Consider the following 22,060-nt stretch of genomic DNA (forward strand, 5'->3'; position numbering starts at 1 on the left):
AGCGGGGGCCTGAGCCCCCGCTGCGGCTTACCAGGTCTGGGTGGCCTTGAACTTCTCGATACCGGCTTTCAGGCCTGCGTCGATTTCGTCGTTGAAGTCACCCTTCACGTTGATCTTCGCCATCAGTTCAGCGTGATCACGGTTGAAGAAGGCGATCAGAGCTTGCTCGAAGCTGCCGATCTTGGAGACTTCTACGTCGATCAGGAAGCCACGCTCAGCGGCGTACAGCGACAGAGCCATGTCCGCGATGGACATCGGCGCGTACTGCTTCTGTTTCATCAGCTCGGTAACGCGCTGACCATGCTCCAGCTGCTTGCGGGTCGCTTCGTCCAGATCGGATGCAAACTGGGCGAATGCAGCCAGTTCACGGTACTGAGCCAGAGCGGTACGAATACCACCGGACAGCTTCTTGATGATCTTGGTCTGAGCGGCACCACCTACGCGGGATACCGAAACACCGGCGTTCACTGCAGGGCGGATGCCCGAGTTGAACATGGCCGATTCCAGGAAGATCTGACCGTCAGTGATGGAAATCACGTTGGTCGGAACGAACGCGGAAACGTCGCCAGCCTGGGTTTCGATGATCGGCAGAGCGGTCAGGGAACCGGTTTTGCCAGTGACAGCACCGTTGGTGAACTTCTCGACGTACTCTTCCGAAACGCGCGATGCACGCTCCAGCAGACGGGAGTGGAGATAGAACACGTCGCCTGGGTATGCTTCGCGTCCTGGTGGACGGCGCAGCAGCAGGGAGATCTGGCGGTAGGCAACGGCCTGCTTGGACAGGTCATCGTAAACGATCAGTGCGTCTTCACCGCGGTCGCGGAAGAACTCGCCCATGGTGCAGCCGGCGTATGGTGCCAGGAACTGCAGCGCGGCGGATTCCGAAGCACTGGCAACGACCACGATGGTGTTGGCCAGGGCGCCGGTTTCTTCCAGCTTGCGAACGATGTTGGCAACGGTGGAACGCTTCTGGCCGACAGCAACATAAACACAGAAAATACCGGAGTCTTTCTGGTTGATGATGGCGTCGATGGCCATGGCGGTCTTACCGATCTGACGGTCACCAATGATCAGCTCGCGCTGGCCACGGCCGACAGGGATCATGGCGTCGACGGATTTGTAACCAGTCTGTACAGGCTGGTCTACCGACTTACGCCAGATCACGCCTGGAGCGACTTTCTCGACTGCGTCGGTCTGGGTGTTGCCCAGAGGACCTTTGCCGTCGATAGGGTTACCCAGTGCGTCAACGACGCGACCCAGCAGTTCCTTACCAACCGGAACTTCCAGGATGCGGCCGGTGCACTTGGCGCTCATGCCTTCGGCGAGGGTGTCATAGGCACCCAGGATCACTGCACCTACGGAGTCTTGCTCCAGGTTCAGGGCCATGCCGTATACGCTGCCAGGGAACTCGATCATTTCGCCGTACATGACGTCGGCCAGACCGTGGATCCGCACGATACCGTCGGATACCGAAACGACGGTACCTTCGTTACGGGCTTGGGAGCTCACATCGAGGTTATCGATGCGGCCCTTGATGATTTCACTAATTTCGGAAGGATTGAGTTGCTGCATTGCTCTGCTGCCCCTTCAAACTCAAGATTTCAATGCTTCGGCCAGTTTCGCGATTTTGCCGCGAACAGAGCCATCGATTACCAGGTCACCGGCGCGGATGACGACGCCGCCAATCAGGCTGGCATCCTCCGACGCGTGCAGGCGCACTTCCTGGCCTAACCGTGCACTGAGAACCTTGGCGAGTTTGTCTTGCTGTTCTTGGTTCAACGCGAAGGCACTGGTGACTTCCACGTCCACGGATTTCTCTTGCTCGGCCTTGTACAGGTCGAACAGAGCGGCAATCTCCGGCAGAAGCAGGAGACGGTCGTTTTCCGCGGCAACATGAATGAAATTCTGTGCCTGTGCATTGAACTTGTCACCGCACACGTCAATGAACGTGGCGGCCTTTTCTGCGCTCGTCAGTCGCGGGGCCTTGAGCAGGCGCTGCATGGTGTCGTCTTGCGACACCGCAGCAGCCAGGCCGAGCATGGCTGACCAATTGGCCAGTTGCTGATGGGCCTGGGCATGCTCAAAGGCAGCCTTAGCGTAAGGTCGGGCCAACGTGGTCAGTTCTGCCATGATCGCCCTCGCTTAAATTTCAGCGGCCAGTTTGTTAACCAGCTCCGCATGCGCGTTTTGATCGATTGTGGCGCCAAGGATCTTTTCAGCACCACCAACGGCCAGAGCACCCACTTGGGCACGCAGGGCGTCTTTAGCGCTGTTCAGTTCCTGTTCGATCTCGGCCAGAGCCTGAGCCTTCACACGGTCAGCTTCAACGCGAGCCTGTTCACGGGCTTCGTCGACAAGCTGAGCAGCGCGTTTCTTGCTTTGCTCGATGATTTCGGCTGCCTGTGCTTTAGCTTCACGCAGTTGCTGACCCGCTTTCTCTTGGGCCAGCTCCAGGTCGCGAGCTGCGCGGTTGGCAGCGTCCAAGCCGTCGGCAATCTTCTTTTGGCGCTCTTGCAGGGCAGTGATGACCGGAGGCCATACATACTTCATGCAGAAGAGTACAAAAATCAGGAAAGCAACGGATTGGCCAATCAGGGTTGCATTAATGTTCACGCCAACACCTCGCTCGGTCTTAATTCATACAGCCATCAACTCGTGGTAACGAGTGATTAGCCGGCGATCTGACCAACGAACGGATTCGCGAAGGTGAAGAACAGAGCGATACCAACACCGATCATGGTTACGGCGTCGAGCAGACCGGCAACGATGAACATTTTGACCTGCAGCATCGGAACCATTTCTGGTTGACGAGCAGCGCCTTCCAGGAATTTGCCGCCCAGCAGGCCGAAACCAATGGCGGTACCCAGAGCACCCAGGCCGATCAGCAGAGCAACAGCGATAGCGGTCAGACCAACTACAGTTTCCATCTTTCCTCCCGACTTTTACGTCGTATTGGTTAGGTTTTTAGTTTGAAGCGGTAAAACAAATCGTTTGGTACAGCATGCCCTTGCGGACTTTTTAAGCCCTCCCCCCGTACAGGCAGGGAAGGCTATCAGACACGCCAGGCGGTCTTAATGGTTATCTTCGTGAGCCATCGACAGGTAGACGATGGTCAGCATCATGAAGATGAAAGCTTGCAGGGTGATGATCAGGATGTGGAACACAGCCCACGCCCATTGCAGCACCACACCCAGGCCGCTGAGCCACAGCAGGCCGGAGCCGAACATTACAGCGATCAGGATGAACACCAACTCGCCAGCATACATGTTGCCGAACAGACGCAGTGCCAGCGAGATCGGCTTGGCGATCAGGGTGACGAATTCCAGCAGGAAGTTGACCGGAATCAGCAGGATCTGCACGAAGATATTCTTGCTACCAAACGGGTGCAGGGTCAGCTCACCGATGAAGCCGCCCAGTCCCTTGACCTTGATGCTGTAGAAGATGATCAGGGCGAAGACGCAGAAGGCCATGGCCAGGGTCGCGTTCGGGTCGGTGGTCGACACGGCGCGGAACGGAATGTGCGGATCACCGGAAATCAGGATGGCCAGCTGAGGAATCCAGTCAACCGGTACCAGGTCGACGGCGTTCATCAGGAATACCCAGACGAAAATGGTCAGCGCCAGCGGTGCAATGACCGGGCTACGGCCGTGGAAGGAGTCCTTCACGCTGCCGTTGACGAAGTCGACCATCACCTCAACGAAGTTCTGCAGACCGCCAGGTTGGCCGGAAGTCGCCTTCTTGGCCGCCATGCGGAAGATCAACAGGAAGATCAGACCCAGCGCGACGGACCAACCCAGGGTGTCCAGGTGGAACGCCCAGAAGCCCATTGCCTTGGCTTCTGCAGCCGAATGGGCGAAGCCCCAGCTGCCGTCTGGTAGTTGACCGTAGGTCAGGTTCTGCAAGTGGTGCTGGATATAGCCCGAAGCGGTTTCTGCTGCCATGGTTGCCTCAAACGCCCTAAGGTCTCGAAAGTCTTTTATTCATCAGCAGGGGCGCGAACCAGCTGACCAAAAGGGTCAACACGAAGACGCCGAATACTGCCAGCGGCGCCAGTGGCTTCACTCCTGCAAAGGTCAGTGCAAAAAGCACTGCCGTCAAAATCATCTTGCCTGCCTCGCCAGCGTAAAACGACTTGACGATAGCTTGTGCCGCCCGAGCCCCGCTGAAGCGAAAAGCCTTCCAGGCGAAATACACATTGGGCAGCCAGGCAATCAAACCTCCGCAAAGGCCTGAATATCCACTGACCGACCCTTTCCACTGCCACAACACCAAGGTTGCCAGCAGCAGTACGACAAATTGAGCCAGCAGTACCGGAAAAACCGCCCAGCGATGGAAAGGCAGGCGGTTTGGCGTGCGTATTTCCATCACAACTGCTCCTCGGAAGTCGACCAACAAGTCAGCTATGACTTGGCATAATTTGTGCCGACAAAATGCGCGCAGAGTATAGGGGTGGTTTAACCCCTATTCAACTCTTCGGTAGTGATTTCCGACTTCACGCTACAACAGGAATTGTTTCAGCGGATGTGAGCGAGCACGCCCTGCAACTCATCAAGCGAGTTGTAGCGAATAACCAACTGGCCTTTGCCCTTGTTGCCGTGACGGATCTGCACGGCCGAGCCCAGGCGCTCTGCGAGCCGCTGTTCAAGGCGTGCGATATCCGGATCAGGTTTGCTCGGTTCGACCGGATCAGGCTTGTCGCTGAGCCACTGACGGACCAGTGCCTCGGTTTGGCGCACGGTGAGACCACGTGCGACAACATGACGCGCCCCCTCCTCCTGACGATCTTCATCCAGGCCGAGCAATGCACGGGCGTGCCCCATCTCCAGATCACCGTGGGCGAGCATGGTCTTGATCGCATCGGGCAAGGTAATCAGGCGCAGCAGGTTGGCCACGGTCACCCGCGACTTGCCCACAGCATCAGCCACCTGCTGCTGGGTGAGCTCGAATTCCTGTTGCAGGCGCTGCAGGGCCATGGCCTCTTCCAGGGGGTTGAGGTCTTCGCGCTGGATGTTCTCGATCAATGCCATGGCGATGGCAGCTTCGTCGGGCACTTCGCGGACCATGGCCGGGATCGTGTCCAGGCCGGCCTGCTGGGTAGCGCGCCAACGGCGCTCACCGGCGATGATCTCGTAACGGTTGTCACCAATCGGGCGTACCACGATCGGTTGCATCACACCATGATTGCGAATCGAGTGCGCAAGCTCTTCCAGCGCCTCCGGGTCCATGTCCCGGCGGGGCTGATACTTGCCGCGCTGGACCAGCTCGACCGGCAGGTGTTGCAGTTCTTTCTGGTCGATCTTCACAGCCTGCTCTTCGAGCGCGCTGACGGAAGGACCACTGAGCAGTGCATCCAACCCACGTCCGAGACCCCGTTTCTTGACGGCCATACGGATTCCTTAAGTTGTTTGTGCAGTGCGTGATGGACGGCGTTGACGGCGTACCAGTTCCCCAGCCAGGGCCAGGTAAGCCAGTGCCCCCCGCGATTGCTTGTCGTAAGCAAGGGCTGGCATGCCGAAGCTGGGGGCCTCGGCCAAGCGAATGTTGCGCGGAATGACTGTGTCGTACAGCTGAGGGCCGAAGTGCTCCTTCAACTGTGCCGAAACATCGTTGTTCAGGCTCAGACGCGGATCGTACATGGTCCGCAGCAGGCCCTCGATCTTCAACTCCGGGTTCAACCGGGCGGCGATACGCTTGATGTTATCCACAAGGTCGCTGAGACCTTCCAGTGCGTAGTACTCGCACTGCATGGGGATAATCACGCCATCGGAAGCGACCAGAGCATTCAGCGTGAGCATCGACAACGACGGCGGGCAGTCGATGAGGATGTAGTCGTAGTTATCGCGAATAGGCGCCAGGGCGTTGCGCAGACGGCTTTCCTTGACCTGCATTTCCAGCAGCACCACCTCAGCGGCGGTCAGGTCACGGTTGGCCGGCAGCAACTGGAAGCCTCCGTGCTCGGAGTAGTGCATAGCCTGGGCCAAGTCGCACTCCCCGATCAGCAGGTCGTAGACCGAATGCTCGAGCTCGTGCTTGTCCACACCGCTGCCCATGGTGGCGTTGCCCTGCGGATCGAGGTCGATCAGCAGGACACGACGCTTGGTCGCAGCCAGCGAGGCGGCGAGATTGATACAGGTGGTTGTCTTGCCCACACCACCTTTCTGGTTCGCGATTGCGAATACCTTAGCCATTGTTGCGAGTGTTCCCAGTCATGCCTTGCGGCGCAGTATCAGCAGATGGCGCTGGCCCTGGCAACCCGGAACGGTCAGGGCCTGTTCGCTTTCCACTGTGAAGTCTGCGGGCAATGCTACCAGTTCATCGGCAGGATGCAGCCCCTTCATTGCAAGCCATTGCGTCCCGGTGTCGCCCAAGTGGCGGGTCCAGTTGGTGAAGTTCTCCATGCTGCTGAAGGCGCGGGAGATGATTCCGTCGAACGGTTGTGCCGGCTGGAAGGCCTCGACCCGGCTGTGGATAACCGTGAGGTTGTCTAGCCTGAGTTCCATTTTCACCTGTGTCAGGAAACGGGTCTTCTTGCCATTGGCGTCCAGCACGGTGACGCGCTTGTGTGGATGCAGGATAGCCAGTGGGATGCCAGGCATGCCACCGCCGCTGCCAACATCCAGCCAGTTATCACGGTCGTTGTGGATAAAAGACATGACGCTAAGGCTGTCGAGCAGGTGACGCGAAACCATTTCGTCCGGGTCGCGCACAGCCGTCAGGTTGTAGGCTTTGTTCCATTTGATCAACAGCGCCAGGTAGCCAAGCAGCTTCTCGTGCTGCTCGGCAGTCAGCTCGACACCAAGCAGCCGCGCACCTGTGGACAACTCTTCAGCGTGTTGCGGGGTTACCAGGGAACTCAAGCGCTTTGCTCCAATTCGCGGCCAGCGCCGCGTTTTTTCAAGTGAATCAGCAACAGGGAAATCGCCGCCGGGGTCACACCCGGGATACGCGAAGCCTGGCCCAGCGTCTCCGGACGGGTCTGGCTCAGCTTGCCCTGTATCTCCTTGGACAGGCCGGAAATCGTCGTGTAGTCGATATCCACAGGCAGGCGTGTGTCTTCGCTGGCGCGCAGTCGGGCAATTTCATCCTGCTGGCGGTCGATGTAGCCGGCGTACTTGGTGCGGATCTCGACTTGCTCGGCAACCTGTGGATCGATCGCTTCACCGCCAGTCGCTTCGATCAGGCCGGCGTAGTCGATTTCCGGGCGCGCCAGGAGATTGAGCAGGCTGTACTCATGGCTCAGGGGAGTGCCAAACTTATCCACAACGGCCTGGCCTTGCGCAGTATTCGGGCGAACCCAGGTCGACTTCAGGCGCTGTTCCTCACGCTCGATACCGTCGCGCTTGGCGCAGAACGCGGCCCAGCGCTGGTCATCGATCAGGCCCAATTCACGGCCCTTCTCAGTCAGGCGCAGGTCGGCGTTGTCTTCGCGCAGGATCAGACGGTACTCGGCGCGCGACGTGAACATGCGGTACGGCTCCTGGGTACCCAAGGTAATCAGGTCGTCCACCAGTACACCAATGTATGCCTCGTCGCGGCGCGGGCACCAGCTGTCACGGCCCTGCGCCCGCAGTGCGGCGTTGGTCCCGGCCAGCAGGCCTTGGGCGCCGGCTTCCTCGTACCCGGTTGTGCCGTTGATCTGCCCGGCGAAGAACAGGCCGCCGATGACTTTCGTCTCGAGGCTGTACTTGAGGTCACGGGGATCGAAGTAGTCGTACTCGATGGCATAGCCCGGGCGCACGATGTGGGCATTTTCCATGCCGCGGATCGAACGGACCAGCTCCAGTTGCACGTCGAACGGCAGCGAAGTGGAAATACCGTTGGGATACAACTCATGGGTGTTCAAGCCTTCCGGCTCGATGAACACCTGGTGGCTTTCCTTGTCGGCGAAGCGGTGGATCTTGTCTTCGATCGACGGACAGTAGCGCGGACCGACACCTTCGATCACGCCCGAGTACATCGGCGAACGGTCGAGGTTCGAGGCAATGATCTCGTGGGTGCGCGCATTGGTGTGGGTAATCCAGCAGCTCACCTGACGCGGGTGCATTTCGGCATTGCCCATGAACGACATCACCGGGATCGGCGTATCGCCTGGTTGTTCGGTCATTACCGAGAAGTCCACCGAGCGGCCGTCAATACGTGGCGGGGTACCGGTTTTCAGGCGGCCGACGCGCAGCGGCAGTTCACGCATGCGATGGGCCAGGGCAATCGAAGGTGGATCACCGGCGCGACCACCGGAATGGTTTTGCAAACCAATGTGGATAAGGCCGCCGAGGAAGGTACCGGTAGTCAGCACCACCGATTCGGCAAAGAAACGCAGGCCCATCTGGGTTACCAAGCCTTTGACCTGGTCCTGCTCAACGATCAGGTCGTCGCAGGACTGCTGGAATATCCACAGGTTCGGCTGGTTTTCCAGGATTTCACGCACCACTGCCTTGTAGATGGCGCGGTCGGCTTGTGCACGGGTAGCACGTACGGCCGGGCCCTTGCGGTTGTTCAGAACGCGAAACTGAATGCCGCTCTTGTCGGTGGCCAACGCCATGGCGCCGCCGAGCGCATCGATCTCTTTGACCAGATGGCTTTTGCCAATACCGCCGATGGCGGGGTTGCAGCTCATGTGACCGAGGGTTTCCACGTTATGGGTCAGCAGCAGGGTTTTCACACCCATGCGTGCAGACGCAAGCGCAGCCTCGGTACCGGCATGGCCGCCGCCGATGACGATCACGTCAAAACGGGAAGGGAAATCCACCACGCACCTCGTGCCTGTTTTTGCGAATAGAGAAGGTAAGCCGACAAGTATAGGGACTTCACCCCCACTAAAGAAACCGTCTGAGCAAATTTTGACCAGTCTGTGGATGAGTGGCAAACAACAGAAATCAAAGAGAAGAAATTTAAAAAGCTTTGTTTTTATGTTTATTCTTATGCACAACGATATCTGTGGATAAAGTCTCCTATCCCACGAATGGCGCTATGTAGAGAGAAATTAAACCCTGTGTCTGGAGTGGCATGAGGGCTATGGATAACGTCATTTAGCCTGTGGATTAAATGCCTGTTTACCCACAGGTGGGTTTTTCCTCAGAAAAAAAGCACGCTTATCAACTGAGCTGAAGGCGGGTTTTCCACAGGGCTCCTGAGGGCGTTTTTTTGCTTGTGCATAAGAAATGTGAGACAGGGCCGGCCTCTTCGCGGGTGAACCCGCTCATACGCCAGTGCGGTAATGCTGAATTTCAGGCAAAAAAAAGCCGCTCCCGAAGGAGCGGCGCTTGACCGTACCGGGCTGTGGATTACTTGCCGATGCAGAAGCTGGAGAAGATCCGCCCCAGCAGGTCGTCAGAACTGAATGCTCCGGTGATTTCACCCAGGGCATGCTGCGCTTGCCTCAGGTCTTCTGCCAGCAGCTCCCCTGCGCCCGCCAGCGTCAGTTGTGCTCGGCCGTGTTCCAGGTGCTCACTGGCCTGGCGCAAGGCATCCAGATGGCGCCGGCGAGCGCTGAAGCCGCTCTCGGCGGTCTGTTCATAACCCATGCAGGCTTTCAGGTGGTCGCGCAGCAATTGCAGACCCGCATCGTCACCTTTGGCGCTGAGGGTGATGGTGACGTGGCCATCATCGCATTGCTCCAACGCCACCGGCTCACCACTCAAGTCAGCCTTGTTACGAATCAGGGTGACCTTGGCCGGGTCCGGGCGCTGGTCGAGAAACTCTGGCCACAGGGCGAACGGGTCGCTGGCCTCGGGCGCAGTCGAGTCGACCACCAGCAGCACACGGTCTGCCTCGCCAATGGCCTTCAAGGCGCGCTCCACACCGATCTTTTCCACATGGTCATCGGTATCGCGCAAGCCGGCAGTATCGACAACGTGCAACGGCATGCCGTCGATGTGGATATGTTCACGCAGGATATCCCGCGTGGTGCCGGCAATGTCAGTGACGATGGCAGCTTCCCGCCCGGCCAGCTGGTTCAGCAAGCTCGATTTACCGGCATTCGGTCGGCCGGCAATGACTACCGTCATGCCGTCACGCAGCAAGGCACCCTGCCCGGCCTCGCGCTGCACAGTGGATAACTCGCTGCGCACGGCATCAAGCATCGACAGCACGTGGCCATCGGCGAGGAAGTCGATCTCTTCCTCGGGAAAGTCGATCGCCGCCTCGACGTAGATACGCAGGGCAATCAACGCCTCGGTGAGGCTGTGTACACGCCTGGAGAATTCCCCTTGCAGCGAGCGCAGGGCGTTGCGCGCGGCCTGGCTGGAACTGGCCTCGATCAGGTCGGCGATGGCTTCGGCCTGAGCCAGGTCGAGCTTGTCGTTGAGGAAGGCGCGCTCGCTGAACTCGCCCGGGCGGGCCAGACGACAGCCGACTTGCACACAGCGCTGCAGCAGCATGTCCAAAACTACCGGGCCACCGTGTCCCTGCAGTTCAAGCACGTCCTCGCCAGTGAACGAATTAGGCCCGGGAAAGAACAGAGCAATCCCTTCGTCCAGTACCAGCCCTTCATCGTCGCGGAACGGACCGTAATGGGCATGCCTCGGGGTCAGGGTGCGGCCAGTGATCAACAGGCCGGCCTTGGCAGCCAGAGGGCCGGACAACCTGACAATTCCCACACCGCCACGCCCTTGGGCCGTGGCGATGGCGGCGATGGTTTCACGCACAGTGTTCATGCTCGAAAGCCTCTACGACAAAAACGACAGATAGCAAAAACGCCCCACTAGGGGGCGTTTTTTATTCACAGGCTAGCGTATTAGCCCGTCAAGCAGCAGCTTTTTTGGTAGCTGCTTCGATACGGCGAGTGATGTACCACTGCTGCGAAATCGACAGGCAGTTGTTCACAACCCAGTACAGCACCAGACCAGCAGGGAACCACAGGAAGAAGAAGGTGAAGATGATTGGCATCATTTTCATCACCTTGGCCTGCATCGGATCCGGCGGAGTCGGGTTCAGGCGCTGCTGAATGAACATGGTGGCGCCCATGATGATCGGCAGGATGAAGAACGGATCCTTGATCGACAGGTCAGTAATCCACAGGATCCATGGGGCCTGGCGCATTTCCACGCTTTCCAGCAATACCCAGTACAGGGCCAGGAATACCGGCATCTGCACCAGGATCGGCAGGCAGCCGCCCAGCGGGTTGATCTTCTCTTTCTTGTAAAGCTCCATCATCGCCTGGGACATCTTCTGGCGGTCATCACCGAAGCGTTCCTTGAGGGCGGCGAGCTTAGGTGCAACGGCACGCATACGCGCCATGGAGCGGTAGCTGGCAGCCGACAGCGGGAAGAACAGGCCTTTGATCAACATGGTCAGCACGATGATCGACCAGCCCCAGTTACCCAGCAGGCTGTGGATATGTTGCAGCAGCCAAAAGATCGGCTGGGCGATAAACCACAGGAAGCCATAGTCGACGGTCAATTCCAGGCCTGGGGACAACTCTTTCAGCTTGGACTGAATCTTCGGGCCGGCGTACAGCAGGGCACTGGTTTCGACCTTGCCGCCAGCCGGTACGCTGATAACCGGGCCGGTGTAGCCGATGATGTAGTTGCCCTGGCTATCCTTGCGGGTCTGGACGACGTTGTTGTCCGACTTGGTCGGAATCCAGGCGGTCACGAAGTAGTGCTGCAGCCAGGCAACCCAGCCGCCGGACACATTTTCTTTCAAACTACCTTTGTCGATGTCCTTCATCGAGACCTTTTTGTAAGGCTCAGAAGCTGTCCACAGGGCAGCACCCAGGTAGGTAGCGGTGCCGGTGGCAGTGCTGGAGGACGGATCGCCGCTGGCATCACGCTTGAGCTGGGCAAACATGTTGCCGTTCCAGGCCTGGCCGCTCTGGTTGTCGATCAGGTAGCTGACATTCAGGTCGTACTCACCGCGCTCGAAGCTGAAACGCTTGATGTAGTTGACACCGTTGTCGCTGAACTTCAGGTCTACCACCAGTTGTTGCTGGCCGTCGGCCAGCTGGTAGCTCTTCTGTTCGGCGGCATACAGCGGACGGCCGCTGGCGCGGGCATCCGGGCCGTCGGTGCCGGTCAGACCGCTTTGTGCCAGGTAAACACGTTCACCACCATTGTCGAACAACTGGAATGGAATGTTCGGGTGGTCCTGACGGCGTGGGTACTTCGGCAGGTTCAGCTGGACGATGTCACCACCGACCGGATCGATAGCCAGTTCCAGAACGTCGGTCTTGACTCGGATCAGGTCCTTGCTGAGTGCAACCGGTGCCAGTTCGGCAGGGCTCGATTCGGCGTTGGCGCTCGGTACATCGGCGCTGGCACCGTTGTTACCGGCCGGCACGCCATCGGGCAGGCCCGGAGCAACAGTGCTGGCAGCAGTATTCTGAGTCGGCAGGGCAGCCTGGCCGTAGTCATCGTTCCACTTCAGGACCATGACGTAGGACACGACTGCCAGCGCGGCGATCAGGATCGTGCGTTTAATATCCATGATTACTCGGCTATCGAAGAAGTTCGGGAGGAAGGAGCGGGTGGAACGGGGTCGAAACCGCCGTCATTCCACGGATGACAACGCCCCAGGCGACGAACGGCCAGCCACCCACCACGCCAGAGGCCATGGTTTTCGATGGCTTCATACGCGTAACAGGAGCAACTGGGGAAAAAACGACAGTGATTGGCCATCAGAGGACTAATGGCGTAACGGTAAAACTGGATCGGAACGAGTGCCAGTTTACGCATCTTGGCTGTCTACCCCTGCGGAATTGGCGGTGACTGCTGGTGTCGGCCGGCTGCGCGCCAGGCGTTTCCAGAGCTTGCCAAAGTGTTGGTGCAATTCCGGGTTTTCTATCTCACCCAATCCCTTACGCGCGACGATCACGATGTCCAGTCCGGCAAGCAATTGCTGGTTCAGACGAAAGGAATCGCGCATCAAGCGCTTGAGGCGGTTGCGCTGAACGGCGAGCTTGACACTCTTCTTGCCGATTACCAAGCCAAGGCGTGGGTGATCGAGGCCGTTCTCGCGAGCAAGGATCAGCAGGTTTTTCCCTGGAACCTTGCCGGTTGGGGAGTCGAAGACCGCTTTGAAATGCCGGGGTGTAAGCAGTCGCTTTTCCCGACTGAAGTCCTGACTCACCACCTGTGCCGAAAAATCAAATGGCCAGACGCTTACGGCCTTTGGCACGACGACGCGACAGAACAGCACGGCCGTTCTTGGTAGCCATACGGGCACGGAAACCGTGGGTGCGGGCGCGCTTGATGGTGCTTGGTTGGAAAGTACGTTTCATGGCGTGTTACCTGGTTTGTCGACGACGGGCCGGGATGGCCCCCTTTTTAAGAGACCGGCGATTCTAGAGAAAGCAAGCCCATAGGTCAATTTCCAACCAGTCTTTCCATATAGAGCGTGTGATGGACGGTGCCTGTTGGTCAGTGCCCAACGGGTGCTTGATCAGACATACAGATCGAGGACAACATGAAAAAAAAGAAGAGAGATATAAAAAGCTTTTTTGAAGAACTTATAAATCTTAGGTGGATAACCTTCTGTGGATAACCTGCTCTGAGCCACGATTTACGTGGCGTACAGAGTTTTACAACATTGTTCTGAACCCGTGCTGCGCTTGTTCCCATCGTGAGCGCAAGCTGTGGATGAAAACACCTTTTATCCACAGTTGGTTTATCAACAGGCTATAGCTCAGGGTTGTGCATAGCCCTCATGGTCGTTTATCCACAGGGCTTATTCACAGAGGCGAAAAGCCGTTTTGGTCGATAAATGGCTGTTTTGTCATGGTTCCTAACGTGTCCACATGTGGATAACTGAACGCTCGACCGGTACAATGGCGGTTTGTTTTTGCCTCATCCGGCTTTCAAACTCAGGGGATATCCGTGTCAGTGGAACTTTGGCAGCAGTGCGTGGAGCTTCTACGCGATGAACTGCCTGCCCAGCAATTCAACACCTGGATCCGTCCGCTACAGGTCGAAGCCGAAGGCGACGAGTTGCGCGTCTATGCGCCTAACCGTTTCGTTCTCGATTGGGTCAATGAAAAGTACCTGGGTCGCTTACTCGAGCTGTTGGGTGAGAACGGTAGCGGCATTGCACCAGCCCTTTCCTTATTAATAGGTAGCCGCCGCAGCTCGGCCCCAAGGGCTGCGCCCAACGCGCCGGTCAGCGCTGCCGTTGCGGCTTCGCTGGCGCAGACACAGGCACACAAGACCGCCCCGGCAGCAGCGGTTGAATCCGTCGCCGTCGCAGCAGCCGAGCCTGTACTGGTCGAGACGTCTTCGCGTGACAGCTTTGATGCCATGGCCGAGCCCGCTGCCGCGCCGCCCAGTGGTGGCCGGGCTGAACAGCGCACCGTGCAGGTGGAAGGTGCGCTCAAGCACACCAGTTACCTGAACCGGACCTTCACCTTTGACACCTTCGTCGAAGGTAAGTCGAACCAGCTCGCCCGCGCGGCTGCCTGGCAGGTTGCAGACAACCCCAAGCATGGCTACAACCCACTGTTCCTATATGGCGGTGTGGGTTTGGGTAAAACCCACCTTATGCATGCTGTGGGTAACCACCTGCTGAAGAAGAACCCGAATGCCAAGGTGGTGTACCTGCATTCGGAGCGTTTCGTCGCGGACATGGTCAAAGCGTTGCAACTTAATGCCATCAACGAGTTCAAGCGCTTCTACCGCTCGGTGGACGCGTTGCTGATCGACGATATCCAGTTCTTCGCTCGCAAAGAGCGCTCGCAGGAAGAGTTTTTCCACACCTTCAACGCCTTGCTTGAGGGGGGCCAGCAGGTAATCCTTACCTCTGACCGCTATCCCAAGGAAATCGAAGGCCTGGAAGAGCGTCTGAAGTCGCGCTTTGGTTGGGGCCTGACGGTGGCTGTCGAGCCGCCAGAGCTGGAAACCCGCGTAGCAATCCTGATGAAGAAGGCCGACCAGGCCAAAGTCGAGCTCCCGCACGACGCAGCCTTTTTCATCGCTCAGCGCATTCGATCCAACGTCCGTGAGCTGGAAGGTGCACTGAAGCGGGTTATCGCTCACTCGCATTTCATGGGGCGTGACATCACCATCGAGCTGATTCGTGAATCGCTCAAGGATCTGTTGGCGCTGCAAGACAAACTGGTCAGTGTGGATAACATTCAGCGCACTGTCGCTGAGTACTACAAGATCAAGATCTCCGATCTGTTGTCCAAGCGTCGTTCGCGTTCTGTCGCGCGCCCGCGTCAGGTAGCCATGGCCCTGTCCAAGGAGTTGACCAACCACAGTCTGCCGGAAATCGGCGACATGTTCGGTGGTCGCGACCATACGACCGTGCTGCACGCCTGCCGCAAAATCAATGAACTGAAGGAATCCGACGCGGACATCCGCGAGGACTACAAGAACCTGCTGCGGACGCTGACGACCTGATGGCCGTCTGCGCAGCTAATTGAAGGCAAGGGACTAGACCATGCATTTCACCATTCAACGCGAAGCCCTGTTGAAACCCCTGCAACTGGTCGCCGGTGTCGTCGAGCGCCGTCAGACCTTGCCGGTCCTGTCCAACGTATTGCTGGTCGTACAAGGCCAGCAACTGTCGTTGACCGGTACCGACCTGGAAGTCGAGCTGGTAGGCCGAGTGCAACTGGAAGAGCCGGCCGAGCCTGGCGAGATCACTGTTCCGGCGCGCAAGCTCATGGACATCTGCAAAAGCCTGCCTAACGACGCCCTGATCGATATCAAGGTCGATGAGCAGAAACTGTTGGTAAAGGCCGGCCGCAGCCGCTTCACCCTGTCGACTCTGCCTGCCAACGACTTCCCGACTGTGGAAGAAGGCCCGGGTTCGCTCACCTGCAACCTGGAGCAGAGCAAGCTGCGTCGCCTGATCGAGCGAACCAGCTTCGCCATGGCCCAGCAGGATGTGCGCTATTACCTCAATGGCATGCTGCTTGAGGTTTCCCGCAACACGTTGCGCGCCGTATCCACTGACGGTCACCGCTTGGCGCTTTGCTCGATGAGCGCGCCGATCGAGCAGGAGGATCGTCACCAGGTCATCGTGCCGCGTAAAGGCATCCTGGAGCTGGCGCGCCTGCTGACCGATCCTGAGGGCATGGTCAGCATCGTGCTGGGCCAGCATCACATCCGCGCCACTACTGGCGAGTTCACCTTTACCTCCAAGCTGGTTGACGGCAAGTTCCCGGACTACGAGCGCGTACTGCCCAAAGGCGGTGACAAGTTGGTCGTCGGAGATCGCCAGGCGCTGCGTGAAGCCTTCAGCCGTACTGCGATTCTTTCCAACGAAAAGTACCGCGGTATTCGCCTGCAACTGGCTGCTGGTCAACTGAAGATCCAGGCTAACAACCCGGAGCAGGAAGAAGCTGAAGAAGAAATCAGCGTGGACTACGAAGGTAGCTCGCTGGAGATTGGTTTCAACGTCAGCTACTTGCTGGACGTGCTGGGCGTAATGACTACTGAGCAAGTTCGTCTGATCTTGTCCGATTCCAACAGCAGTGCGCTGCTGCAGGAAGCTGGCAATGACGATTCTTCCTACGTTGTCATGCCGATGCGCCTGTAACCTGTAGCAGGCGAAATGTCCCTTCGACGTCTCATGGTCACCGCGGTGCGCAACTTGCACCCGGTGACACTCTTACCCTCCCCCCGCATCAACATCCTTTATGGCGCCAACGGCAGCGGCAAGACCAGCGTGCTGGAAGCCGTGCATTTGCTCGGGCTGGCGCGTTCATTTCGCAGCACCCGCCTGAATCCGGTTATTCAGTACGAACAGGCTGCCTGTACTGTGTTCGGCGAGGTGCAGCTGACGGAGGGTGGTACGAGCAACCTGGGTGTGTCTCGTGAACGACAAGGGGAGTTCACTATCCGCATCGATGGGCAGAATGCACGCAGCGCCGCGCAGTTGGCTGAGTTACTGCCGCTTCAGCTCATCAACCCAGACAGTTTCCGGCTGCTTGAAGGTGCCCCAAAAATACGCCGACAGTTTCTGGACTGGGGGGTGTTCCACGTGGAACCTCGTTTTCTGCCAGCCTGGCAACGGCTTCAGAAGGCGCTGCGGCAGCGGAACTCATGGTTGCGTCATGGTACACTTGACCCAGCTTCGCAAGCCGCCTGGGACCGGGAATTGTGCCTGGCCAGCGCGGAAATAGATGAATACCGTCGCAACTACATCAAGGCCTTGAAGCCCGTCTTCGAGCGAACCCTGAGCGAACTGGTCGAGCTGGACGGGTTGACCCTAAGCTACTACCGAGGCTGGGACAAGGACCGGGAACTGCAAGAAGTACTCGCCTCCTCTCTCCTTCGCGATCAGCAAATGGGCCATACCCAAGCCGGTCCGCAGCGTGCTGATTTGCGTTTGCGGTTGGCTGGCAACAACGCAGCCGACATCCTGTCGCGTGGTCAGCAAAAGTTGGTGGTATGCGCATTGCGCATTGCCCAAGGCCACCTCGTTAGTCAGGCTCGCCGCGGTCACTGTATTTATCTCGTGGATGACTTGCCGTCCGAACTGGATGATCAGCATCGCCGCGCACTGTGCCGCTTGCTTGAAGAATTACGCTGCCAGGTGTTCATCACCTGTGTAGATCACGAATTACTGAGGGAAGGCTGGCAGACGGAAACGCCAGTTGCTTTGTTCCACGTGGAACAAGGCCGTATCACCCAGACCCACGACCATCGGGAGTGAAGGCATGAGCGAAAATCAAACGTACGACTCCTCTAGCATCAAGGTGCTGAAAGGTTTGGATGCCGTACGCAAGCGTCCCGGCATGTACATTGGCGACACCGATGATGGTAGTGGCCTGCACCACATGGTCTTCGAGGTGGTCGACAACTCGATCGACGAAGCCCTCGCCGGTCACTGCGATGACATCACTGTCATCATCCACCCGGACGAATCTATCAGTGTGCGCGACAACGGTCGCGGCATTCCGGTCGATGTGCATAAGGAAGAAGGCGTTTCCGCAGCCGAGGTCATCATGACTGTGCTGCACGCCGGCGGTAAGTTCGACGACAACTCCTACAAAGTATCCGGCGGTCTGCACGGTGTAGGTGTATCGGTTGTGAACGCCTTGTCCGAGAAACTGATTCTGACCGTTCGCCGTAGCGGCAAGATCTGGGAACAGACCTACGTTCACGGTGTTCCACAAGCGCCTATGGCGGTTGTCGGTGACAGTGAAACCACGGGTACCCACATCCACTTCAAGCCGTCGGCTGAAACCTTCAAGAACATTCACTTCAGCTGGGACATCCTGGCCAAGCGCATCCGCGAACTGTCGTTCCTCAACTCGGGCGTTGGCATTCTGCTGAAGGATGAGCGCAGCGGTAAGGAAGAGTTCTTCAAGTACGAAGGTGGCCTGCGTGCATTCGTCGAGTACTTGAACACCAACAAAACGCCGGTCAACTCCCAAGTGTTCCACTTCAACGTTCAGCGTGACGATGGCGTGGGTGTTGAAGTCGCCCTGCAATGGAACGACAGCTTCAACGAAAATCTGCTGTGCTTCACCAACAATATTCCACAGCGTGATGGCGGTACCCACCTGGTGGGTTTCCGTTCCTCGCTGACCCGTAGCCTTAACAGCTACATCGAGCAGGAAGGCCTGGCGAAGAAGAACAAGGTGGCAACCACTGGCGACGACGCCCGTGAAGGCCTGACCGCGATCATCTCGGTTAAGGTACCGGACCCGAAGTTCAGCTCACAGACCAAGGACAAGCTGGTCTCCTCGGAGGTGAAAACCGCCGTGGAACAGGAGATGAACAAGTACTTCGCCGATTTCCTCTTGGAAAACCCGAACGAGGCCAAGGCGGTCGTTGGCAAGATGATCGACGCCGCTCGCGCCCGTGAAGCCGCCCGTAAAGCCCGTGAGATGACCCGCCGTAAAGGTGCGCTGGATATCGCGGGTCTGCCGGGCAAGCTGGCGGACTGCCAAGAGAAGGATCCTGCTCTCTCCGAACTGTACCTGGTGGAGGGTGACTCTGCGGGTGGCTCGGCCAAGCAAGGCCGTAACCGTCGTACCCAGGCGATCTTGCCGCTGAAGGGTAAAATCCTCAACGTCGAGAAAGCGCGCTTCGACAAGATGATTTCGTCCCAGGAAGTGGGCACGCTGATCACTGCGCTGGGCTGTGGTATCGGCCGCGAAGAGTACAACATCGATAAACTGCGTTATCACAACATCATCATCATGACCGATGCTGACGTTGACGGTTCGCACATTCGTACGCTGCTGTTGACCTTCTTCTTCCGTCAGCTGCCGGAGCTGGTTGAGCGTGGCTACATCTATATTGCCCAGCCGCCGCTGTATAAGGTGAAAAGAGGCAAGCAGGAGCAGTACATCAAAGACGATGAGGCCATGGAAGAGTACATGACCCAGTCGGCTCTGGAAGATGCCAGTCTGCACCTGGACGAATCGGCACCACCGGTTTCCGGTGTGCAGCTGGAAGCGTTGGTGAATGAGTTCCGTAGTGTCATGAAGACGCTCAAGCGCCTGTCGCGCTTGTACCCGGAAGAGTTGACCGAGCACTTCGTCTACCTGCCTGAGGTGACCCTGGAACAGTTGGGTGACCACGCCGTGATGCAAGCCTGGCTGGCCCAGTTCCAGGCGCGTCTGAACTCCAGCCAGAAGTCTGGCCTGGCTTACTACGCCAGCCTGCGTGAAGACAAAGAGCGCAACGTATGGCTGCCTGAAGTGGAAATTACCTCGCACGGTCTGGCCAGCTACATCACGTTCAACCGCGATTTCTTCGGCAGCAATGACTACCGTACCGTGGTCAACATTGGTGCCAAGCTTTCGAGCCTGTTGGGTGAAGGTGCGTACGTGCAGCGCGGTGAACGCCGCAAGGCAATCGTCGAGTTCAAAGAGGGCCTGGATTGGCTGATGAACGAGACCACCAAGCGCCATACCATTCAGCGATACAAAGGGCTGGGTGAGATGAACCCGGATCAACTGTGGGAAACCACCATGGACCCGACCGTTCGCCGTATGCTCAAGGTCACTATCGAAGATGCCATCGCAGCTGACCAGATCTTCAACACCCTGATGGGTGATGCGGTCGAGCCGCGTCGTGAATTCATCGAAAGTAACGCGCTGTCGGTGTCGAACCTGGACTTCTGATCAGGTGTAATTCGCCAGACACTAAGAAGCCCGCTGATGCGGGCTTTTTAGTGCCTGCAAACAATCAGTAGCCGGTGAGAATGTTCACGATCACACCGCTGGCAATGGCCACCAGCACGTAGTCGCCATTCACATGCAGCCAACGATGATCACGAGGTGGTGCATACAGGTGACGCGCTTTCCAGTCAGTTACCCAGTAACGGTCACCACGGTAATGTGGATCAACGGCATGACCACGCTGCCACTGCTTATGAGGTATCGGCATACCTTGTTGTGGGCGAAAGTGTGGATCACGGTAAGCAGGACCGCCGCCATTGTCATGTCGGCCCTGGTGCTGTGGTTGACCATGGGGCGGGTTGCCTTGGTGCGACGGGCCGCCATCATGCCGGTCAGGCGGGCCCGGCTGCGCAAAGCTTGCCAGCGGTGTGCTGAGCATCAGCGCGGCGCAGATCAAGGTTAGGGTCTTCTTCATTTGATGCGGTCCTCTGCCTGTTATCGCCTGGCATGCATTGATTGCCAGGTTCGGTTAACTGATCAGACCACGATTTTTCCCTTTCAATGTCAGGGCGCAGGTAAAGGTCCGGTAAAGTCCGGCGTGCTTTCAGTTCAGCCCGAGCGCTTTCAAGCGGCGATACAGCGTGCGTTCGCTCATGCCAAGATGACTGGCCAGTTCACTGCGCGAGCCTTTGAACTGCTCCAGCGCCTGTGCCAGCTCCCCTAGGTCATTCCGACGACCGCTTCCTTTAGCCGCGCCGGTCAGTCCAGTGTCTTCCGGTAAATGCTCAGGTCTGATCACACCGTCATCGGCAAACAAACGCGCGCGTTCCAGAATGTTGCGCAGCTCGCGGATATTGCCCGGAAACGGATGCAACGCAAGTTGCTGTAGGGCGTCTTCACTCAGCCTGGGCGTCGGCTGGCTGGCCATGCGCTGCAGCAGGCTCTGTGCGAGTAGCGGCAGATCCTCCACCCGCTCGCGCAATGCAGGTAGACGAATCGGGAAGCCGCTGATGCGGTAATACAGGTCTTCACGGAAGGAGCCATCCGCGACCATTTGTTTGAGCGGTTTATGGGTGGCCGATATCAGGCGGAAATCCGAATGCACAGTGCGCAGGCTGCCCACGGGACGAAAACTTCCGGACTCTATCAGGCGCAGCAGCTTCACCTGCATCGCCAGCGGCACTTCACCGATTTCGTCGAGGAACAGGGTGCCGCCATGGGCCGCCTCGGCCAAGCCGATCTTGCGCTGATGCGCCCCGGTGAACGCGCCCTTCTCATAGCCGAACAGTTCACTCTCGAACAACGACTCGGTCAGGCCGGTGCAGTCGACCACCACCAACGGGCCGTTGGCTCTGGGACTGCCCATGTGCACTGCACGGGCGAACAGCTCCTTGCCGGTCCCCGACTCCCCCTGCAGCAACACCGGGATCTGCGCCGGTGCAGCACGCTGCAGGCTGGCCAAGGCGGCCTTGAAGGTTGGAGCGCGGCCGACCAAACCTTGCTCCTGTGGCTGCGCTGAGGCGAGGCTGATGGTGGTGAGGCGTTCGACAAAGGCCACTACCTTGCCCTGTTCATCCAGGATCGGCCGCAACTCGACATCCACATGCTCGGGGCCACGGGGTGTGTGATGAATGTGCAATACCCGCTCCGGTACCTTGCTGTTCCACGCCTTGCGCATCGGGCAATGTTCGCCAGCCTGGTCGCACGGCACAGCGTAGTGATGCGAAACCCTGTGGCACTTCTCGCCCAGTGGAGCCTGCTCATGTCGGCCAAACTGACGGCGATAGGCTGCATTGGCGGCGAGGATGTTGTAGTCGGTGTCCAACACGATGGTCGGGAGGGCATCGTGCTCGAGGTAGGAAACCAGAGCTAGGATGAGGGGATGGGCTTCAGGCATGACGGCACCGTATGGATGACCGACGCAGGGTACCAAGGACTGCCAAACACTGCCATTGGCTGTCAGTCGACTGCCAACTCGGCTGCCAGTTTCGCCGGCAGCTGTCAGCAACTGGCCGGTTTCATTGGCCAGTGAGTGGCAAAAAGCCT

Annotated in this window: 22 protein-coding genes; 5 read left to right on the forward strand and 17 right to left on the reverse strand. The window is 58.2% G+C overall.

The window, feature by feature from the left end:
* Positions 1-27 precede the first annotated feature (27 nt).
* The 15 genes from atpA to rpmH all read right to left on the reverse strand — a co-directional run bounded on the left by atpA (position 28) and on the right by rpmH (position 13,216).
* On the reverse strand, positions 28-1,572 hold the full coding sequence (gene atpA / locus LVS58_RS18415) for a F0F1 ATP synthase subunit alpha (protein ID WP_010955887.1): 1,545 nt from the start codon (positions 1,570-1,572) through the stop codon (positions 28-30).
* 21 nt (positions 1,573-1,593) lie between these two features.
* The gene (locus LVS58_RS18420; RefSeq protein WP_003253191.1) at positions 1,594-2,130 is read right to left on the reverse strand and encodes a F0F1 ATP synthase subunit delta; all 537 of its coding nucleotides are present in this window, start codon (positions 2,128-2,130) and stop codon (positions 1,594-1,596) included.
* 12 nt (positions 2,131-2,142) lie between these two features.
* On the reverse strand, positions 2,143-2,613 hold the full coding sequence (locus LVS58_RS18425) for a F0F1 ATP synthase subunit B (protein ID WP_010955888.1): 471 nt from the start codon (positions 2,611-2,613) through the stop codon (positions 2,143-2,145).
* A 56-nt stretch (positions 2,614-2,669) separates the two neighbouring features.
* A complete protein-coding gene (gene atpE, locus LVS58_RS18430; RefSeq protein ID WP_003097235.1) occupies positions 2,670-2,927 on the reverse strand; it encodes a F0F1 ATP synthase subunit C in 258 nt (85 codons plus the stop codon).
* Between the two features lie 144 nt (positions 2,928-3,071).
* The gene (gene atpB, locus LVS58_RS18435; protein ID WP_003253188.1) at positions 3,072-3,941 is read right to left on the reverse strand and encodes a F0F1 ATP synthase subunit A; all 870 of its coding nucleotides are present in this window, start codon (positions 3,939-3,941) and stop codon (positions 3,072-3,074) included.
* Positions 3,942-3,957: 16 nt separating this feature from the next.
* Positions 3,958-4,365, reverse strand: a complete 408-nt coding sequence (locus tag LVS58_RS18440) for a F0F1 ATP synthase subunit I (RefSeq protein ID WP_010955890.1) — start codon at positions 4,363-4,365, stop codon at positions 3,958-3,960.
* 149 nt (positions 4,366-4,514) lie between these two features.
* Positions 4,515-5,387 (reverse strand): ParB/RepB/Spo0J family partition protein, encoded by an 873-nt coding sequence (locus LVS58_RS18445; RefSeq protein WP_233692234.1) that lies wholly within the window; start codon positions 5,385-5,387, stop codon positions 4,515-4,517.
* A gap of 9 nt (positions 5,388-5,396) precedes the next feature.
* Positions 5,397-6,188 (reverse strand): ParA family protein, encoded by a 792-nt coding sequence (locus LVS58_RS18450; protein WP_003253182.1) that lies wholly within the window; start codon positions 6,186-6,188, stop codon positions 5,397-5,399.
* An 18-nt stretch (positions 6,189-6,206) separates the two neighbouring features.
* Positions 6,207-6,857, reverse strand: coding sequence for a 16S rRNA (guanine(527)-N(7))-methyltransferase RsmG (gene rsmG / locus LVS58_RS18455; RefSeq protein WP_233692235.1), 651 nt, complete (start codon positions 6,855-6,857; stop codon positions 6,207-6,209).
* The gene (gene mnmG, locus LVS58_RS18460; protein ID WP_233692236.1) at positions 6,854-8,746 is read right to left on the reverse strand and encodes a tRNA uridine-5-carboxymethylaminomethyl(34) synthesis enzyme MnmG; all 1,893 of its coding nucleotides are present in this window, start codon (positions 8,744-8,746) and stop codon (positions 6,854-6,856) included. Before mnmG ends, rsmG begins: the two co-directional genes overlap by 4 nt.
* Before the next feature lie 535 nt (positions 8,747-9,281).
* A complete protein-coding gene (mnmE, locus tag LVS58_RS18465) occupies positions 9,282-10,652 on the reverse strand; it encodes a tRNA uridine-5-carboxymethylaminomethyl(34) synthesis GTPase MnmE (RefSeq protein ID WP_233692237.1) in 1,371 nt (456 codons plus the stop codon).
* 88 nt (positions 10,653-10,740) lie between these two features.
* Positions 10,741-12,423 (reverse strand): membrane protein insertase YidC, encoded by a 1,683-nt coding sequence (gene yidC / locus LVS58_RS18470; protein ID WP_233692238.1) that lies wholly within the window; start codon positions 12,421-12,423, stop codon positions 10,741-10,743.
* Between the two features lie 2 nt (positions 12,424-12,425).
* The gene (yidD, locus tag LVS58_RS18475; protein ID WP_015268406.1) at positions 12,426-12,671 is read right to left on the reverse strand and encodes a membrane protein insertion efficiency factor YidD; all 246 of its coding nucleotides are present in this window, start codon (positions 12,669-12,671) and stop codon (positions 12,426-12,428) included.
* Positions 12,664-13,068 (reverse strand): ribonuclease P protein component, encoded by a 405-nt coding sequence (gene rnpA / locus LVS58_RS18480; protein WP_003253166.1) that lies wholly within the window; start codon positions 13,066-13,068, stop codon positions 12,664-12,666. Before rnpA ends, yidD begins: the two co-directional genes overlap by 8 nt.
* Before the next feature lie 13 nt (positions 13,069-13,081).
* On the reverse strand, positions 13,082-13,216 hold the full coding sequence (rpmH, locus tag LVS58_RS18485) for a 50S ribosomal protein L34 (protein ID WP_003253163.1): 135 nt from the start codon (positions 13,214-13,216) through the stop codon (positions 13,082-13,084).
* 595 nt (positions 13,217-13,811) lie between these two features.
* Between rpmH and dnaA the strand changes: the two genes are divergently transcribed.
* From dnaA to gyrB, 4 genes are read left to right on the forward strand one after another with little or no spacing between them, the layout of a single operon-like run.
* Positions 13,812-15,329, forward strand: coding sequence for a chromosomal replication initiator protein DnaA (gene dnaA / locus LVS58_RS18490; protein ID WP_233692239.1), 1,518 nt, complete (start codon positions 13,812-13,814; stop codon positions 15,327-15,329).
* 40 nt (positions 15,330-15,369) lie between these two features.
* Positions 15,370-16,473, forward strand: a complete 1,104-nt coding sequence (dnaN, locus tag LVS58_RS18495) for a DNA polymerase III subunit beta (RefSeq protein WP_003253156.1) — start codon at positions 15,370-15,372, stop codon at positions 16,471-16,473.
* A gap of 15 nt (positions 16,474-16,488) precedes the next feature.
* The gene (gene recF, locus LVS58_RS18500; protein WP_233692240.1) at positions 16,489-17,592 is read left to right on the forward strand and encodes a DNA replication/repair protein RecF; all 1,104 of its coding nucleotides are present in this window, start codon (positions 16,489-16,491) and stop codon (positions 17,590-17,592) included.
* A 4-nt stretch (positions 17,593-17,596) separates the two neighbouring features.
* A complete protein-coding gene (gene gyrB, locus LVS58_RS18505; protein ID WP_233692241.1) occupies positions 17,597-20,017 on the forward strand; it encodes a DNA topoisomerase (ATP-hydrolyzing) subunit B in 2,421 nt (806 codons plus the stop codon).
* 64 nt (positions 20,018-20,081) lie between these two features.
* Here the strand turns inward: gyrB and LVS58_RS18510 are convergent, their stop codons facing one another.
* Entirely contained in the window at positions 20,082-20,489 is a 408-nt protein-coding gene (locus tag LVS58_RS18510; RefSeq protein ID WP_233692242.1) for an RcnB family protein, read from the reverse strand.
* Between the two features lie 129 nt (positions 20,490-20,618).
* Entirely contained in the window at positions 20,619-21,911 is a 1,293-nt protein-coding gene (locus LVS58_RS18515; RefSeq protein ID WP_233692243.1) for a sigma-54 interaction domain-containing protein, read from the reverse strand.
* Between LVS58_RS18515 and LVS58_RS18520 the strand changes: the two genes are divergently transcribed.
* Entirely contained in the window at positions 21,897-22,046 is a 150-nt protein-coding gene (locus LVS58_RS18520; RefSeq protein ID WP_233692244.1) for a hypothetical protein, read from the forward strand. The genes LVS58_RS18515 and LVS58_RS18520 overlap by 15 nt on opposite strands.
* The last annotated feature ends 14 nt before the right edge of the window (positions 22,047-22,060 follow it).

Source organism: Pseudomonas sp. JR33AA (genome assembly GCF_021378985.1).
GTDB lineage: Bacteria > Pseudomonadota > Gammaproteobacteria > Pseudomonadales > Pseudomonadaceae > Aquipseudomonas > Aquipseudomonas alloputida.